This is a genomic window from Ruminococcus albus AD2013 (genome assembly GCF_000526775.1).
In the GTDB taxonomy this organism is placed as follows: Bacteria; Bacillota; Clostridia; order Oscillospirales; family Ruminococcaceae; genus Hominimerdicola; species Hominimerdicola alba_A.
This window is the reverse complement of the sequence record NZ_JAGS01000001.1, coordinates 2,726,343-2,743,598: the sequence shown is the minus strand read 5'-3', so window position 1 is coordinate 2,743,598 and position 17,256 is coordinate 2,726,343. Positions and strand designations below refer to the sequence as shown.

The 17,256-nt window shown below is 46.6% G+C and carries 20 protein-coding genes; 16 read left to right on the top strand and 4 right to left on the bottom strand.

Translation table 11 applies throughout. From position 1 onward, the window contains the following. From N773_RS0112175 to N773_RS0112155, 5 genes are all read left to right on the top strand, one after another. A complete protein-coding gene (locus N773_RS0112175) occupies positions 1-1,785 on the top strand; it encodes an HAD-IIIC family phosphatase (RefSeq protein ID WP_024858049.1) in 1,785 nt (594 codons plus the stop codon). Next, entirely contained in the window at positions 1,786-2,028 is a 243-nt protein-coding gene (locus N773_RS0112170; protein WP_024858048.1) for an acyl carrier protein, read from the top strand. A 128-nt stretch (positions 2,029-2,156) separates the two neighbouring features. After that, positions 2,157-2,708, top strand: a complete 552-nt coding sequence (locus N773_RS0112165) for a hypothetical protein (protein ID WP_024858047.1) — start codon at positions 2,157-2,159, stop codon at positions 2,706-2,708. 58 nt (positions 2,709-2,766) lie between these two features. Continuing rightward, on the top strand, positions 2,767-3,297 hold the full coding sequence (locus N773_RS0112160; RefSeq protein WP_024858046.1) for an inorganic diphosphatase: 531 nt from the start codon (positions 2,767-2,769) through the stop codon (positions 3,295-3,297). A 25-nt stretch (positions 3,298-3,322) separates the two neighbouring features. Continuing rightward, on the top strand, positions 3,323-3,838 hold the full coding sequence (locus N773_RS0112155) for a DUF2262 domain-containing protein (protein ID WP_024858045.1): 516 nt from the start codon (positions 3,323-3,325) through the stop codon (positions 3,836-3,838). Positions 3,839-3,884: 46 nt separating this feature from the next. Here N773_RS0112155 and N773_RS0112150 read toward each other — a convergent pair whose 3' ends face one another. From N773_RS0112150 to fabD, 4 genes are all read right to left on the bottom strand, one after another. Further along, positions 3,885-4,334 (bottom strand): Hsp20/alpha crystallin family protein, encoded by a 450-nt coding sequence (locus N773_RS0112150; protein ID WP_024858044.1) that lies wholly within the window; start codon positions 4,332-4,334, stop codon positions 3,885-3,887. A 520-nt stretch (positions 4,335-4,854) separates the two neighbouring features. Beyond that, the gene (locus N773_RS0112145) at positions 4,855-5,943 is read right to left on the bottom strand and encodes a GGDEF domain-containing protein (RefSeq protein ID WP_024858043.1); all 1,089 of its coding nucleotides are present in this window, start codon (positions 5,941-5,943) and stop codon (positions 4,855-4,857) included. A 695-nt stretch (positions 5,944-6,638) separates the two neighbouring features. Then, on the bottom strand, positions 6,639-8,057 hold the full coding sequence (locus N773_RS0112140) for an alanine/glycine:cation symporter family protein (RefSeq protein WP_024858042.1): 1,419 nt from the start codon (positions 8,055-8,057) through the stop codon (positions 6,639-6,641). Positions 8,058-8,147: 90 nt separating this feature from the next. Further along, positions 8,148-9,074: an ACP S-malonyltransferase gene (gene fabD / locus N773_RS0112135; RefSeq protein ID WP_024858041.1), complete on the bottom strand. Its 927-nt coding sequence runs from the start codon at positions 9,072-9,074 to the stop codon at positions 8,148-8,150. A 590-nt stretch (positions 9,075-9,664) separates the two neighbouring features. Between fabD and N773_RS0112130 the strand changes: the two genes are divergently transcribed. The 11 genes from N773_RS0112130 (at position 9,665) to fabZ (ending at position 17,252) form a co-directional block, all read left to right on the top strand. Next, positions 9,665-10,669: a 3-oxoacyl-ACP synthase III family protein gene (locus N773_RS0112130; protein WP_347494404.1), complete on the top strand. Its 1,005-nt coding sequence runs from the start codon at positions 9,665-9,667 to the stop codon at positions 10,667-10,669. A 14-nt stretch (positions 10,670-10,683) separates the two neighbouring features. Then, positions 10,684-11,340: a zinc dependent phospholipase C family protein gene (locus tag N773_RS20215; protein ID WP_043538244.1), complete on the top strand. Its 657-nt coding sequence runs from the start codon at positions 10,684-10,686 to the stop codon at positions 11,338-11,340. A 13-nt stretch (positions 11,341-11,353) separates the two neighbouring features. Next, on the top strand, positions 11,354-11,998 hold the full coding sequence (locus N773_RS0112120) for an HAD family hydrolase (RefSeq protein ID WP_024858039.1): 645 nt from the start codon (positions 11,354-11,356) through the stop codon (positions 11,996-11,998). A gap of 16 nt (positions 11,999-12,014) precedes the next feature. Then, positions 12,015-12,425, top strand: a complete 411-nt coding sequence (locus N773_RS0112115; RefSeq protein ID WP_024858038.1) for a hypothetical protein — start codon at positions 12,015-12,017, stop codon at positions 12,423-12,425. Between the two features lie 32 nt (positions 12,426-12,457). Continuing rightward, positions 12,458-13,396, top strand: a complete 939-nt coding sequence (fabK, locus tag N773_RS0112110; protein ID WP_024858037.1) for an enoyl-[acyl-carrier-protein] reductase FabK — start codon at positions 12,458-12,460, stop codon at positions 13,394-13,396. Between the two features lies 1 nt (position 13,397). Next, complete coding sequence (locus N773_RS0112105; protein WP_024858036.1) at positions 13,398-13,733, top strand: PF20097 family protein; 336 nt, start codon at positions 13,398-13,400, stop codon at positions 13,731-13,733. Positions 13,734-13,769: 36 nt separating this feature from the next. Continuing rightward, positions 13,770-14,504: a 3-oxoacyl-[acyl-carrier-protein] reductase gene (fabG, locus tag N773_RS0112100; RefSeq protein ID WP_024858035.1), complete on the top strand. Its 735-nt coding sequence runs from the start codon at positions 13,770-13,772 to the stop codon at positions 14,502-14,504. Between the two features lie 27 nt (positions 14,505-14,531). Beyond that, on the top strand, positions 14,532-15,767 hold the full coding sequence (gene fabF / locus N773_RS0112095; protein ID WP_024858034.1) for a beta-ketoacyl-ACP synthase II: 1,236 nt from the start codon (positions 14,532-14,534) through the stop codon (positions 15,765-15,767). A gap of 21 nt (positions 15,768-15,788) precedes the next feature. Then, positions 15,789-16,262: an acetyl-CoA carboxylase biotin carboxyl carrier protein gene (gene accB, locus N773_RS0112090; protein WP_024858033.1), complete on the top strand. Its 474-nt coding sequence runs from the start codon at positions 15,789-15,791 to the stop codon at positions 16,260-16,262. A 130-nt stretch (positions 16,263-16,392) separates the two neighbouring features. Next, positions 16,393-16,806, top strand: a complete 414-nt coding sequence (locus N773_RS0112085; protein WP_155250892.1) for a hypothetical protein — start codon at positions 16,393-16,395, stop codon at positions 16,804-16,806. A 14-nt stretch (positions 16,807-16,820) separates the two neighbouring features. After that, a complete protein-coding gene (gene fabZ / locus N773_RS0112080; protein ID WP_024858031.1) occupies positions 16,821-17,252 on the top strand; it encodes a 3-hydroxyacyl-ACP dehydratase FabZ in 432 nt (143 codons plus the stop codon). The last annotated feature ends 4 nt before the right edge of the window (positions 17,253-17,256 follow it).

The window sequence follows — 17,256 nt, the reverse complement described above, 5'->3', positions numbered from 1 at the left end:
ATGAAAGAACTTGAATACCCCTTTGACAGCGGGTATATAATGAAAAAGAAAAAGTCGCTGAAAAGGCGGCTGACCGAAGAGGTAACGCCCGTGCTGACAAAGCGCATAGCTGTGCTGGGCGGGTCTACCACCTCGGATATAGTATCGGTGCTGGAACTTTTCCTGCTGAACTATGGCATAAAAGCTGAGTTCTACGAATGTGAATATGCCCAGTACAGGCAGGAAGCACTGTTCCCCTCTGAGGAACTTCTGGCTTTCAAGCCCGAGATAGTATTTCTGCATACGGGACTGAGAAATCTTACATTCAAGCCGACACCCAAAATGTCTGAAGCTGATATAGCCGAGGGTCTTGAAAACGAGATAGCGGGCTATAAGCAGATGTGGGAAAGCCTGAAAGCGAACTTCGGCTGTGCTGTGGTACAGAACAATTTTGAACTGCCGAGTTTCAGACTTCTGGGCAACAGCGACGGCAGTGATAAAAGAGGTCTTGTAAATTACGTCACAAGGCTGAATATCAGGCTGGCAGAGGAGATAAACGCCGCAAGCGGAGTATATCTCAATGATATAAACTACCTTTCGGCAGTATGCGGACTTGATGTCTGGAGCGATCCGCAGTACTGGTATCTTTACAAATACAGCCTGAATATCCGCTTTATACCCGATCTCTGCTTTGAAGCCGCAAAGGTCATAAAAGCCATATGCGGAAGAAATAAAAAGGTGCTTGCCCTAGACCTCGATAACACCATCTGGGGCGGTATCGTCGGTGATGACGGTGCTGAGAACCTCACAATAGGGCAGGAAACTGCCGAGGCTATGGCTTACTATCAGTGGCAGGAATATGTCAGATCGCTCAAAGACATAGGCGTGCTTTTGACAGTATGTTCAAAAAACGAGGAAGAAAACGCCATCGCGGGACTTGAACACCCCGAGGGCGCATTGAGACCTTCGGATTTCACCCTGATAAAAGCAAACTGGGAACCCAAAAGCGAGAACCTTATAAATACCGCGAAAGAGCTTGATATACTGCCCGATGCCATTGTGCTTGCGGACGATAATCCCGCCGAAAGGGAGATAGTCCGCGGAAGCGGATTTGCAGCTCCCGATATGGATAACGTGGCAGACTATATCCGAAACATCGACCGCTCGGGATTCTTTGAGGTGGTAAGCCTTTCAGCAGATGACCTTAAACGTACCGAGATGTATGCCGCAAATATGCAGAGAAAACAGGAGCAGTCAAAATTCGCGGATTATGACGACTATCTCAGGAGCCTTGAAATGTTTGCCGAGATAGCACCTTTTAAGCCCATGTATGTACAGCGTCTGGCTCAGCTGGCGGGAAAGAGCAATCAGTTCAATGTTACTACCCGCAGATATACCGTCACCGAAATGGAAGAACGCATGAACAGCGATGAGTACATCACACTGTATGGCAAGCTTGTGGATAAGTACGGCGATAACGGCGTAGTATCCGAGGTCATAGGCAAAGTGAACGGCAATAAGCTCGACCTTGAACTGTGGCTGATGAGCTGCCGTGTGCTCAAAAGGGGCATGGAATACGCTATGCTTGACGAACTGGTGAAAGCTAGTAAGGAAAAGGGCATAGCCGAGATATACGGCTACTATTACCCCACCGCGAAAAATAAGATGGTGGCTGAACTTTTCGGGGAGCTGGGCTTTGAAAAGCAGAGCTCCGATGATGATGGCAATACCGTCTGGAAGCTGGAAGTTTCAGCACATAGCGAAAGCAAAAATACAGCAATAAATGTCAATACGGAGGAACAATAAATGGACGCTAAGGAACTTAAAAAAAGACTGACAGAAGTTTTCAGAGATGTTTTTGATGATGACAGCATAGTTATAACAGCCGATACCACTGCTGATGATATCGAGGACTGGGATTCAATCGAGCATATCACGCTGATAGGCGCTGTTGAAGACGAGTTCGGTATGAAGTTCAAGATGGGCGAAGTATCGGGCATGAATAATGTTGGCGAAATGATGAAGATAATCGCCGCAAGAGGAAAGTAAGCGAAACTAGCGGCGACCCATGCCACCACGCAAACAAAAATGTTACACGCGGAACATTTGTTTTAGATCAGCGAACGGATGAGGATGGATGCGACCGCATACCAATAACCCTAAAAGGAGGGATACCAATGGCTTTTCAATTTTGTCAGGGAGTAAGCGCACCCGCCGCAAAAGATATTGAAAGCGGATACAAATTCAAGGACGGAAGCTTTACGGGTATAATCAGCGCCGAACTTATGGCAGACCTTGCCGAGGGTTTCATCGAACTGGCGGACGAGCCTGTATTCTTCCTGCTTGAACTGCCCCGCGAGGACAGCGAGGAGTATGACGTGTACTATCTCGATAACTGCACAAAAGCCGTGGCAAGAGCAATAATGAAGCGCTACGGAGAACTGCTTATACAGGACGGTCTCAGCCGTTTCGGATTTGGATCTAACAAGACCGAGGAAGAGCTGTACTTCATGGACTATCAGGAGTTCATGCTTTATACCCCGAAAAAGGACAAGGCTGAGATGCTTCTTAAAAAGCTGGGCATATCAAAGACCGATACTCCCTGTTCCATGTGGGATTCTTTTACCGATGAACAGCAGGGCAGTCTTTCAGCGGTTGAGCTGGAGGGCGAGACTGTATTCGATATACCCGAAGCACTTGAAGAAGTCGGAATGTATCTGGCAGAATAAAGGTATAAGGCAGAAATGATCTGTAAATTTATGGAAATAACAACAGGGAGGTAGAGATATGAATATCTGGCATGACATATCACCAAAGGCGATATCAAAAAACAAGTTCACAGCTGTTGTTGAGATATCAAAGGGTTCAAAGGTAAAGTACGAGCTGGACAAGGCAACGGGACTTCTGAAAATGGACAGGATACTTTATACCTCGACTCACTATCCTGCGAATTACGGATTTATCCCACGTACCTACGCCGAAGACGGCGACCCGCTGGACGTTCTGGTGCTGTGTTCCGAAACGCTTCAGCCCCTTTCGCTGGTGGATTGCTATCCTATCGGCATGATAATGATGATGGACAACGGTGCGGCAGATGAAAAGATAATCTGCATACCTTTCAACGACCCCACCTACAATGTATACAAAGATATAAGCGAACTTCCCAACCATATCTTCGAGGAAATGAAGCACTTCTTTACGGTATACAAAGCCCTTGAAAACAAGGATACCGTTATCGATGATGTGAAGAACGTAGATGAAGCTGTAAAGACCATCGAAAGCTGTATTGACAGGTATATCGAGTGCTTTTGCAAGTGATATATGAAAGATAGGAGCGATAGATATGTCATTTTTTGGAAAACTGTTCGGCAAAAAGGAAAAGCCTGTCGAACAGCCGGTCCTTAAAGAGGGTCAGGTAGCTACTCCGCTGGGTATATTTACCTTCGTTGATGACGAATATATCTACGAGGGTTTAGTGAAATGGTATGATGACGACGAATATCAAATTGATGCTTACATAGAGACGGTCGCTGAAGGTTCGGACGATATGGGCGATGGCGTGGAAAGGTTCATACAGCTGCTGAACAACAAGGAAGAAATGGACTACCGTGTAAAAATGGCTGCCCTTGACCATTTTGCGGACGAGTCGGGACTCATAATGAGTGAATCGCAGCATATGCTGATGTCAAAGGAACTTTTCCTTGAAAATTTGAAGATCGAAGACATAGGCATACATCGCGATGGCAGTGTCTGCTTTACAATATTTGATACGGATATACAAGACATAAGATCGATCTACATAACGTACACCGATAAAGGCACATTTGAGTTTGAGACCAATAAATACGATTGGGAATAAAAACAAAAAGGCACTTCTGTCATCATGACAGAAGTGCCTGAATTATTTATTCGATAGCTATGCGCTTGGTCTCGGGGAGAGCCTTTTGTGGCTCTTTCTTGGGAACATACAGGCTGAGAACACCGTTCTCAAACTTCGCCTTGATATCTTCCTCGGTGAGCTCCTTGCCTACGTAGTAGCTTCTCTGCATTGCGCCCGCATAGCGCTCCTGCCTTATCAGCTTGCCCTGCGGGTCTTTGTTGTCCTTATCGAGCCCCTTTGCGGCACTCACGGTCAAATATCCCGAACGCAGGTTTATTTCGATCTCATCTTTGGTAAAGCCGGGCAGATCGATATCTACCTCGAAGCTGTCATCGTGCTCGCGCACATCAGTTTTCATAACTCTGTCGGCGTGTTTGCCGTAAAGCTTGCGGTCAATGTCTCCGAAATCGTCAAACCTCGGAAAACTCATCATATCATCGAACACGTCATTTCCAAAAATACTGGGTAGTAACATAGGTCAGTCCTCCTTTTCATCATACAAACATATTATGACCTTTTGCCGAATGTTTATACCATGAGCAACGGGACGGATAGTTCAGACCTCCGCGGCAGTCTGTTCTGTTCCTTTGTTCTGATTATATTATACCACTAATTTTAGCACTGTCAAGGGGAGAGTGCTAATTTTCACATACTTTTCACAATCGTGCTAACATCGGGCTATGCCGTGGAAAATATATCGCACGGACTGCGGGACTTATTGGGGGAAAACCCTTTTGGAAAAAAGGGTTATTCCCCCAAACCCCCTTTCCTAAAACTTCTGTTTCTTTTTGGCAGGGGGCAGCTATCTTTATAAAGTTCAGTATATGATCGTACACAGCTATACTTTGTAAGAATGTCTGCCCCCTGCCAAAAAGAGTTAAAAGTCTTTGGAAAGGAGTCTGAGGGATAACCTTTCTTCAGAAAGGTTTCCCTCAGTGACCCCGCAGTTCGTGCGATATAATATTTTTCCATGACATAGCCTGATGTTAATGGGGTCATGTCACTGTTTTGTTTTTGCCTGTTTGTTTGCCTTGATAGAGGTGCTTGTCGGCGAGGGATATCACTTTTTCGATATCATCACCAGGGTTGCCGCGGCAGACGCCTACGGTCATTGTCACGCGGAAGTTACCGTTATCTGATTTGAAATTCTTTTTATATATATCCTCGCGTATCTTTTCGGAAAGTTCAGCACCGCATGAAGCGTCGGCATTTGGTATAATGAACAGGAATTCCTCTCCGCCCCATCTTGCGGCATAGCCTTCGGCGGGAACGGTTTGTGCTATCACTGCGGCTATCTGCCTGAGAACTTCGTCGCCCACTGAATGACCGTGCTTATCGTTGACTTTTTTGAAATCGTCGATATCACCGATACAGACTGCATATCCTTTGCCTGAACGTTCGCAGTTATGCTGAACGAGTTTGAGGTATTCATTCATGGCGCGGCGGTTGAAAAGCTGTGTCAGGGGGTCGATGGTCGCCAGTTTTTTCAGGCTTTCGTTTTTGTTGGTAAGCTTGAACCGCATGAGTTCGCGGCTGAACATATATATCGATGAAATATAGAGCAGTATCAGTGCCGCAAATGAGATGTTTATATAGTATACAATGTTGTTTATCGTAGGATCTTTGAAGGTGTAGAGTTCAGCAGAAGGGTTCCTGAATTTTACCAGTGCAGCTATCACTACATACAGCGCAAATGGTATCAGTGAGAACAGATACGGTGTTATCAGCTTTCTCAGCGGCAGATAAAAGGGGATCGGTATCAGGAAAAGCAGCATCGTCCCGAAGCCCATATCCCAGCCCATGGTATAGCAGCCAAGGCAGGAATGTACCATTACTTCCACCAGCGTTGCCAGCACAAGGCGCTTGCGGTAATGACTTTTATAAAGCAGGATAAGCATACATATATAAAAAGTCACGCTGAATATATTATAGTATATCATCGGTTTTACTGACAATATCGAGAAGATAGCCAGATATGCGATGTGCGACACGAGCAGTGATATGCCGCCGATAGCGTAGACAGTGTGTTCGTTCAGATTATCAAAACGCATTATGTTTATGCCTGATTTTTTTATTCTTCTCAAATAGCTGCACCCCTTTCATCACATTGTATAATAAATTATTAATTGTATATACACTTATTATAAATTATTAAGAAAATATTTTCAAGATGTTATTTTCACAAATTTGACATAGAATTTTCGTGAAAGTCATCAAAAATGATCTTTGAGATCATGGCTGTACTGTCAAATCAGCACGAAAATACGCGGGTTATGGTTTTAAAACAGTGGTGAAATGATGCGGTTGTGAGAAGTTGCTAAAGTAACGCATTGATTTTTGTGTGGTTTTTCTTACACTTTATGATGATGTGAAAATGTTAAGCATATGTTAATATACTAATAAGAGATCAATTGATCCGGTCGCCTTTACTCTATCCTTTCATAATAGCGTGATCGCCGCTGTCGGGTAACTTTCGACTGCGGCGATTGTCGTTTTATCTTACGGACTGCGGGTTCTGCTGGGGAAAACCTTTCTGAAGAAAGGTTATTCCCCAGACCCCTTTCCAAAGACTTCTCTCTCTTTTTGGCAGGGGGCAGGAATCTTTATAAAGTTCGCCAAGTGCGGTCACTAACTGCACTTTATAGAAATAGCTGCCCCATGCCAAAAAGAAATAAAAGTTTTCGGGGATGGAGTCAACATCAGCAGAGCTGACGTTTGAGGAGGACCCTTTTTCAAAAGGGTCTTCCTCAACAAAGTCCGCAGTTCGTGGGACAGAACGTCAGGCGGAGTGGTTTTGTTTCAGGCGCTTGAAGTAGTCTTTTGTTTCTCTGCTTACTGTGCCCGAGAGGAAGACTATGGCTATGATATTCGGAAGTGCCATGAGTCCGTTGAAGATATCTGCAAGGTTCCACACAGCTTCTACGGTGAGGTAGGGTCCTATGAAGACGAAAGCTATGTATACCCATTTATACACTGCTGTAACTGACTTTTTTGAACCTGTGAGGTAGGAAAGACAACGTTCAGAATAGTAATTCCAGCCGAGTATGGTTGTGAATGCGAAAACTGCCAGACAGCACATCAGCATGAATGAGGAGACTTTTTCGGGGAAGGGCAGACCGTGGCGGAAAGCATCTGTGGTTACGGCTACGCCTTTAAGATCTTTTTCATGGCTGCCTGCTATAACGATGGAAAGTCCTGTCATGGTGCATACTATGATAGTATCGATGAAAGTGCCTGTCATGGTGACAAGACCCTGACGGACAGGTTCGTTGGTTCTTGCGGCGGCTGCGGCGATAGGTGCTGAACCCAGTCCTGCTTCGTTGGAGAAGATACCTCTTGAAACACCGCTGCGCATGGAAGCTTTCATAAGTGCAAAGCCTGAAAGTCCGCCTGCAAGGGGTCGTAAACCGAATGCACCTTTAACTATCTGTGATACTGCATCGGGGATATCATACAAATGGGTGAAGATTATCAGCAGACAGCTTCCGACATAAATCAAAATCATAGCAGGTACTACGACCTCGGAAACGGTCGCTATCCTCTTGATGCCGCCGATTATTATCAGTGCGGCGAATACTGTTATCATTATGCCCGCGATGATGGTGGTATATGTATAATCGGTGCCTAAAATGTTCACGGTATGTGTGCTGTCTGGGTCGAAGAAACCGTTGGCGGCTGAAGTTATGCCGTTTATCTGGGTTATGGTGCCTATGCCCATAAGTCCTGCCAGGACACCGAACAGCGCGAAAAGTTTTGCCAGCCATTTCCATTTTTCGCCCATGCCGCTCTCTATGTAGTAGAAAGGTCCGCCAAGCATACTGCCGTTTTTATCCTTGCGGCGGTACTTTATGGCAAGCAGACCCTCGGCGTACTTTGTTGCCATGCCGAGGAATGCGGCTATCTCCATCCAAAAGAGCGCACCCGGTCCGCCTGCGCACAGTGCGGTTGCTACACCTACGATATTACCTGTGCCGACAGTTGCGGAAAGTGCGGTGCAAAGTGCCTGAAATCCCGATACTTCACCGCTGCTGCCCTCTTCGTCCTTGAACATATATTTCAGTGCAAGACCGAGTTTCCTTATTTGCAGCAGACCAACGCGGACAGTAAGCAGAAGTCCGCAGAACATTATAATTACAATAAGCGGGATGCCCCAGACACAGTCATCTATCTCGTGGACGATCTCGTTGAATTTTTCCATAATGATCCCCTATCTTATCTTAAATGCATGACCATTGGTCATTGCTCGGTGTATAAAAATCCCCCCGCTGTAAGCGAGGGGAAGATGATCTTAGCCGTTCAGACTTTCAAGTGCCTTAGCCAGAGTAGCTTCATTCTCGATATTTACAGCGTTTTTACCTTTGAGGGTCTTCTTGACAAGACCTGTAAGTACCTTGTTGGGTCCCAGCTCGATGAAATTCTCGTAGCCTGCATTTTCCATCTCAGCGAGTTCCGATGTGAACTTAACGGGCGAAACGATGTGCTTTGCCAGAAGTTCGGGCATATTGGAGAAATCGGTGAGCTTGGTGCCCAGTACGTTGGAATAGAATTCCTTTTCGGCGGGGTTGAATGTTATCTCCTTAGCGGCAGTGATGAATTCATCGGCTGCGGGCTGCATCAGCTTGGAGTGGAATGCGCTGGCAACGTTCAGCTTGATGGCTTTTTTCTTCATCTCGGCGAACTTTGCGGCTGCTGCTTCGCAGGCTGCGGTATCGCCCGCGATAACTGTCTGTACAGACGAGTTATAGTTTACGGGAACTACATAGCCCTCGGTCTCTTCGCAGATCTTCTCGACCTCGGAAGCCTCAAGACCGATTATAGCGTACATTGCGCCGCTTGCGCTCTCGGCTGCTTTCTGCATAGCGGAAGCCCTTGCCTTTATCAGCTTGAAACCGTCCTCGATGGAAACAACTCCTGCTGCTACCATTGCGGCATATTCACCCAGAGAGTGACCTGCAACGCCGTCAAAGGTGATGCCCTCGGCTTTTGCGGCTTCAAATGCGGCAAGAGAGCACGCCATTATGGCGGGCTGAGAATTGATGGTCTTGTTGAGCTCCTCATCGGGACCGTTGAAAGCGATATCGGCTATATCGTAGCCGAGTACTTCATTCGCCTTGTCGAACACTGCCTTTGCAGCAGGATATTTCTCGCAAAGCTCCTTAGCCATGCCTGTGTACTGTGAGCCCTGCCCTGAAAATAAAAATACATTCTTTGCCATAATTGTTCCTCCTATACATTATATGTTCGTATGCTGTACTGTCATTCATCAATGGTATATGTTCACTGCGTATAATTTACGGCGGATTAACTTGTGCGAAGTGACTTTAATTAAATAAAAAAACTTTTGCAAATAAATTTCAAAAACGGTCACAAAATATTAACTAACCCCCGAGATTCTATGAAAAATTCCTTGAATTTTCAGAAAGCGACCCAGTTGTTCATAATTTGTTAATTGAATTGGCAGTAAAAAAAGGTTATAATTGAAAGGTAGGCTGCGTTATAGGGATATAATGCCCTCGTGGCAGTACCGAGATATAATTATAACACAGTTTCAGCGATATTGCAAGGCTTTTGTATGTTTTTTCAGTACGGTAACGGAATATTCAAAATGATGCATAATGATGAGTTGTTTCGGGCATCGCGAAGAGGGGATATTATCCGTTCCATACATAACGTAAAATAAGATACAGATATCCGCAGACGGCGAATTTACGGATCTTCGGGTAAATGCGTCCGCGGTGCCGATGCGGGATTATATATGATACAGACAGATATAGTTTTTTCAAGGAGGATATTACATTGTCACAAGTGAATAAGGTAACGGGAGTAAAGGTGCTGGGCATAGGCAAGTATGTGCCCGAGATGATAGCTGATAATGAGGATTTCGCAAAGATAGTGGATACCAGCGATGAGTGGATAACTCAGCGCACGGGCATAAAGACACGCCACATCACAAACGGTGAACCCACCTACTGGATAGGTACAAGGGCGGCGGAAAAAGCTCTGGAGGACGCAGGTCTTAAAGCGGAGGACATTGATCTTATCATCTGCTGTACTGTTACTCCCGATTATTATACCCCCTCCACTGCCTGCCTTATACAGCGCGAGCTTGGTGCTATCGGCTGTATGGCAATGGATATCAACTGTGCCTGCACAGGCTTTGACTATGGTCTGGATATGGCGAGAAGATATCTTGTGGCTGAGGACGATGTGAACAGGGTCCTTCTGGTATCGGCTGAGGAACTTTCAAAGTTCACTGATTATACCGACAGATCGAGCTGCATACTCTTCGGCGACGGCGCTGCGGCATTCGTGCTGGAGAGAAAGCCCGATACACTGTGGTCATCTTTCCTGGGGGCTGACGGTAACGGTGCAAAATTCCTGGTGTCAAGGGCTATGAAGTCCGAGAACGTATTCCGCAAGAACAAGGAAGACTTCGATATGGGTATGCCCGAGACCAAGCTTCACTACTTCACTCAGGACGGCAAGGAAGTATACAAATTCGCAACAAAGGCTCTGCCCATGGCAGTATCCAAGGCTTGCGAAAAAGCAGGCATCACTCCCGAGGAGCTTGATGCAATAGTACCCCATCAGGCAAATGTCCGCATAATAGAGACTGCCGCAAAGAATCTCGGCGTATCTATGGATAAGATGGTGGTATACATAGACCGCTACGGCAACACATCTTCGGCATCTATACCGATAGCTTTCTGTGATGCAGTGGCAGAGGGCCGCATAAAGCGCGGCGACAAGGTATGCTTCGTAGGCTTCGGCGGTGGTCTGACCTACGCGGGCATAATCTTTGAGTACTGATGGGTTCGAGACTTATGCATTTAGCCTTAGGCAAAACACTTGCCGACAGGCTGGATATAGAAGACAGGGACGGTCTGATAATAGGGAGCATACTTCCCGATGCTTTGCCACCTAAGGTGAAGCAGGAGAGGAATTCCCATTTTATAACGGTGTTTGATGAGGGAAGGTACAAGTGGTTCGACAGCCTGGCTTTTTATGACAGATATGCTGATGAACTGAGAACAGATGCGATATATCTGGGATACTACTTTCATCTGATATCGGACAATATTTTCAGGCAGACATTCTACATCGACATGGGGCTGATAACTCGCCGCGGAGAGAAAAGTCTGTTTGAGGAGTTTTATAATGACTACAATCTGCTTAATCCGCAGATAACAGCGGGATTCGGACTGAAGAAAAATATCCCGGTGCCCGAAAGGCTCAGGAAAACAAGGCTTTACAAGGATTACGGCTTTGAACCTGAAAATCTGATAAGCGATCTGTATGCGGATATGGATATGCATATCGAGGGTACGCTCCGACATTTCAGCATGGATATAGTGCGCGGCTTTGTTGAGCGCAGTGCTGACCTCTGCATAAGTGAACTTGAAGCTATTGAGAGTGGCAGAGGGCATATCTATGACAGATACGAAATGGCGATAGAAAATCATTATTCGGATAAAAAATAAGGAGTTAAGCTAAATGAAAAAAGGCATACTCTTTGACCTTGACGGTACACTGTGGGATTCTTCCGAACAGGTAGTACGTTCATGGAACAAGTGCATACGCGAAAAAGCAGGCAGAGAGGAACAGATAACATCCGAGTTCATGCGCTCGCAGTGCATGGGAAAGACCCTGCCCGAGATAGCGGCGCTGATATTCCCCGATATGGAGGAAGCTGAAAGATTACGGATATTGAAAATGTGTTCCGAAGATGAGCTTGACTATCTGACCGCTCTGAAAGAGGGTCTGCCGACCCTTTATCCCGAGGAATGCGAGATAATAAAGGCTCTTGCAAAGGAATATACCCTTGGCATAGTCAGCAACTGTCAGTGCGGATATATCGAGGTATACCTTTCACAGATAGATTTTGCGGAATGTTTTTCGGATATCGAATGTGAGGGCAATACAGGTCTTTCAAAGGGAAAGAACATTCGTCTTATGATGGAAAGACAGGGCATTGAAGAGTGTGTATACGTGGGCGATACTCAGGGTGATGCAAATGCCGCAAAGGAAGCGGGAGTCCCTTTTATACACGCGGCTTACGGCTTCGGTAAGGCAGACAGCTGTGCGGCTGTGCTCGATGACATAAGAAAGCTGCCCGAGATCGTTAAGACCCTATTATAAAGCAGAGGAAGATATTATGGATACTTTGCTTGAAAAACTGGAGAGCCTTGTGGGCTCGGACGATTTTGAGTATGATTCGGAAGAAATAATATCGGAGATGGAAGCAGAAGGAGCGGGCTTTGAAACTGTTGAGGCTCTGCTGGGTATTATGGAGCGTCACCCGCTGGCGGACTTTGGTATGCCCGGGGCGATGGTACATTTTATCGAGCGTTTCTATCCGCAGTTCGTTCCGCTGCTTATCTATTCGGTAAAGCGTGCACCGTCACTTCACACGGTATGGATGCTGAACAGGTGCATAAACGGGGCATCGGACAAAAGTGAGCTGCTGTCCGTGCTTGAGGGCGTTATCAACAATGAAAATGCCGATAACGCAGTAAGGGACAATGCAAAGGAATTTTTTGAATATCAGTCGGGCAGCGTGAACTGACCCGAAAAAATAATAAAAGAGAGGTAAGTAGAATGACTACCACAAAGACAAGGATAACCGAGCTTCTCGGTGTAAAGTACCCCATACTTCAGGGCGGCATGGCATGGATAGCTGAACATACCCTTGCAAGTGCCGTAACAAATGCAGGCGGCGCAGGTATAATCGCAGGCGGTTCTGCACCGATAGATTATCTTCGTGAGCAGATAAGGCTTACAAAGGAAGCTGTTGGCGACAAGCCTTTCGGCGTGAACATCATGCTGATGAGCCCCAATGCGGAAGACCTTGCTAAGCTCGTTATTGAAGAGGGCGTACCTTTTGTAACAACAGGTGCGGGCAATCCCGGAAAGTTCATGGAAGGCTGGAAGAATGCAGGTATTAAGGTAATACCCGTAGTTCCCTCTGTTGCACTGGCAAAGAGAATGGAAAGAAGCGGTGCTGACGCAGTTATCGCTGAGGGTACCGAATCCGGCGGACATATCGGTGAGAACACAACCATGTGCCTTGTACCCCAGGTAGTCGATGCGGTTGAGATACCTGTTATCGCGGCAGGCGGAATAGCTGACGGCAGAGGTATCTGCGCAAGCTTTATGCTGGGTGCTGAGGGCGTACAGGTAGGTACACGTTTCCTTGCGGCTGAGGAGTGTCAGATACACCCCACCTACAAGGAACTGGTCGTAAAGGCTAAGGACACCGACAGCGTAGTTACGGGACGTACAACAGGTCATCCTTGCAGAAACGTAAAGACCAAGTTCTTGAAACAGCTGGCTAAGCGTGAGATGGAGGGCGGTATCGACCCCGACGAGTTCGAGAAGATAACCCTCGGCGCACTGAGAAAGGCTGTTCAGGACGGCAACCTCGATGAAGGTTCATTCCTCTGCGGCGCTATCGCGGGCATGGTAAACGAAGTAAAGCCTGCAAAGGATATAATCGAGGAAATGTTCGCACAGGCAGAAGAGATACTGAGCAGATAATATGGAAGATAAGAAATACCTGGAAGAGCGTTCGTTCAGGATATGCCCGCGGTGCGGTGGAAAACTCAGAAGCGGACGCATATCTGTTCCGACGGACAAAAAATATGCGACTTTTGGACCGACAAAGGTACTGCTTCGGGAAACTTCGGAAATACGGTGGTATTCCAACAAAACTATCAGGAATCATCGTAATAAGAGTTTTTTATCAAAGCTGCTACCCGCGCGTGCGGACAGATATTGTTATCTGGATGTCAGAGATAAATACCCTGCACTCGCAAAATACTGCAAAAACTGCAATAAGATATTTGCAGAGTTTGATGTATATAAAAAAAGATGACCCGATTTTGAAACGATAAAAACGGAGGAAAATAAAATGGCAACTGCATTTATAACCGGTTCGGCAAGAGGTATCGGTGCGGCTATCGCACTGAGACTTGCCAAGGACGGATTTGATATAGCTCTCAATGATATCAGCGAGGCTATGTTTGAAGATAACGACATAATGGAAAAGATAGCGGCTGAGGGCGTTAAGGTACAGAAGTTCATATGCGATGTATCCAATTATGCTCAGGCTGAGGAGACTGTAAAGGCTATCAAGGCTGAATTCGGTTCTATCGATGTACTGGTAAACAATGCAGGCATCACCCGCGACGGTCTGATGGCAAGAATGAGCGAGGAGCAGTACGATCTGGTAGTTGCTGTAAATCAGAAGAGCGTATTCAATATGTCCAAGTTCGTGGGCAACGTTATGATGAGACAGAAGTCGGGCAGGATAATCAATCTGGCTTCCGTGGCTGGTGTTTACGGCAATCCCGGACAGATAAACTATTCGGCTACAAAGGCAGCTATCATAGGTATGACCAAGACCGTTGCCAAGGAGCTGGGTTCCCGCGGCGTAACCTGCAACGCAGTAGCACCCGGATTTATTAAGACACCTATGACAGATAAGCTGACTGATGACCAGAAGAACGCTATGCTCGGACAGATAGCTATGAAGCGTTTTGGCGAAGTTGAGGATATCGCAGGCGTGGTATCGTTCTTAGCTTCCAAGGATGCGGCTTATGTTACGGGTCAGGTCATTGAGATAAGCGGCGGCATAATGATGTAACAGGACATAAAGCGAGGAGTGTTTGAATTGAGCAGAAGAGTAGTTATTACGGGTATGGGTACTGTTAACCCTCTCGGCAAGAATGTAGATGAGTTCTGGGAGAATATCAAGGCTAACAAGATCGGTCTCAGCTATGTAGACCAGTTCGATGCCAGCGATTTCCCCGTTAAGATAGTAGGCGCAGTAAAGGATTTCGATCCTTCGGCTTACATAGACAAGAAGGAATCCCGCAGAATGGACAGATTCACACAGTTCGCTCTGTATTCGGCAAAGCAGGCACTTGAGAATGCAGGCAGCGACCTCAAGGATCTCGATCCTTACCGTGTGGGCGTTATAATCGGCGTAGGTATCGGCGGACTTAACATGACCGAGGCTGAAGTAACAAAGTTCAACGAGAAGCCCGACAAGGTATCGGTATTCTTTATACCCATGATGATAGGCAATATGGCAGCAGGTACCGTTGCTATGAAGACAGGCTTCAAGGGTGACAACTACTGTACCACAACAGCCTGTGCATCGGCAACACACGCTATCGGCGAAGCTTTCCGCAAGATCAAGGACGGCTATCTGGATGCCTGCATATGCGGCGGTTCAGAGGCTTGTATCTCCAGATTCTCACTCAGCGGCTTCAACAACATGAAAGCACTTTCACAGGCTACCGAGCTTGATAAGGCTTCAACACCTTTCGATGCCAACAGACAGGGCTTTGTTCTCGGTGAGGGCGCAGGTATGCTGGTGCTGGAGGAGTATGAGCACGCAAAGAGCAGAGGAGCTAACATCATCGCTGAGATAGCAGGCTACGGCGCTTCGGGCGATGCTTTCCACATGACAAGCCCTTCTCCCGAGGGTGATGCTGCGGCACACGCAATGAAGATGGCATACACCGAAGCAGGTCTTGCACCCGAGGAAGTTACTTACATCAACGCACACGGCACTTCCACAGGTCTTAACGACAAGTACGAGACCAAGGCTATAAAGCTGGCACTGGGTGAGGACGCTGCAAGAAAGACAGTTATTAACTCTACAAAGTCCATGATAGGACACCTGCTGGGTGCTGCGGGCGGCGTTGAAGCTATAATCACAGCACTGTCGGTAAAGAACGACTTCGTACACAGAACTGTCGGCTATACCACCCCCGACCCCGAGTGCGACCTTGATTATGTTACAGAGGGCAACCGCGAGATGACCGTGAAAGCAGCCCTTTCAAACTCGCTGGGCTTCGGCGGACACAATGCTACTATTTGTATTAAAAAATGTGATTGATCACAGGAGGAGAATCCACAGATGAGTGAAAAGATATACGGTCAGTTTGACCTTGAAACTATTGAAAAACTCGCTGATATAATAAATGCCAAAGAACTTTCAGAGCTGACTATAACAGATGGCGACAAGACCATCACCATAAAGGGCAAAAGGTGTGTTCCCGCACCTGCCCCCATGCCTGTGATGCCCCCGATGGGTATGCCTCCTATGGGCGCACCTGCACCAATGGGCGGTGAAGCTCCCGCTCCTGCTGCGGTATCGGGCACTAAAGTAACTGCTCCGATAGTTGGTACATTCTATGCTGCACCCTCACCTGACAGCAAGCCTTTTGTAAAGGTAGGCGACAGGATAAAGAAGGGCGATGTTATATTCATCATTGAATCCATGAAGGTTATGAGCGAAGTGCCCAGCGAATTCGACGGCGTGGTAAAGGAGATCTGCGTACAGAACGGCGATGCTGTTGAGTTCGGACAGACTGTTATGATACTGGAGTAATGCAGTATCCCTGAAAGGAACAGGCTTTGTGATGCTCGGAGGTGACGTTATGTATCAGAATGAACTTCACCCAAGGCGAAATTTTATGTTTTTCTGTTTTTGGGGACATATTTGCGGAGCTTTTGCTCCCGTGGCATTAAGCTTATTTGATGATGAGGTGCCGAGGGATCTGGTGGAGCTCATTTGTATACTTGTACTGCCTCTGCTGGTAATGCCTGTATGTTATCTGATATTCTATAACAGTTTCACGGTAGAAGAAGACAGTGCAGTGGGCAAACATTTCAAGGAAATAGGCATATGGCTGGCGTTTGTGTTTCCCATAGGCATTATAATGAATTTAATTCTTGATTCTGATTCAGTATACGCGTTGGCAAATTGTACTTATGTGGAAGAAATATATACGGTATATCTCGTAGTATACTCACTGAGTATTATTTTCGTGACACCGTTTTTCAAACTCGGACGAATGATAGCTAAATCAGTCAAAGCGGCAAATATGAACGATATGTACGATTATCACAATGAAAACAGTAAACACATATAACGGAGGAATAGATAATGGCAGTTCTTATGAACAAAGAACAGATAATGGAAATTATCCCTCACCGCGATCCTTTCCTGCTCATCGATGAGATAAATGAGCTGGAGATCGGCAAGAGGGTAAAGGCTACAAAGTATATAAAGGCAGATGATTTCTGGTTCAAGGGACATTTCCCCGAGTACCCTGTAACACCCGGTGTGCTGATGGTAGAGATGTGCGCACAGGCAGGCGCAGTGGCTCTGCTGGCACTTCCCGAGAACAAGGGCAAGATAGGATTCTTCGGCGGTATCAATGACTGCAAGTTCCGTCAGCAGGTAGTACCCGGTGACACACTGGAGATCGAAGTTGAGATAATCAAGGTAAAAGGTCCTATCGGCGTGGGCAAGGCGCTGGCTACCGTCGGCGGCAAGAAGGCTGTATCCTGCGAGATAACTTTTGCCATAAAATAAATAG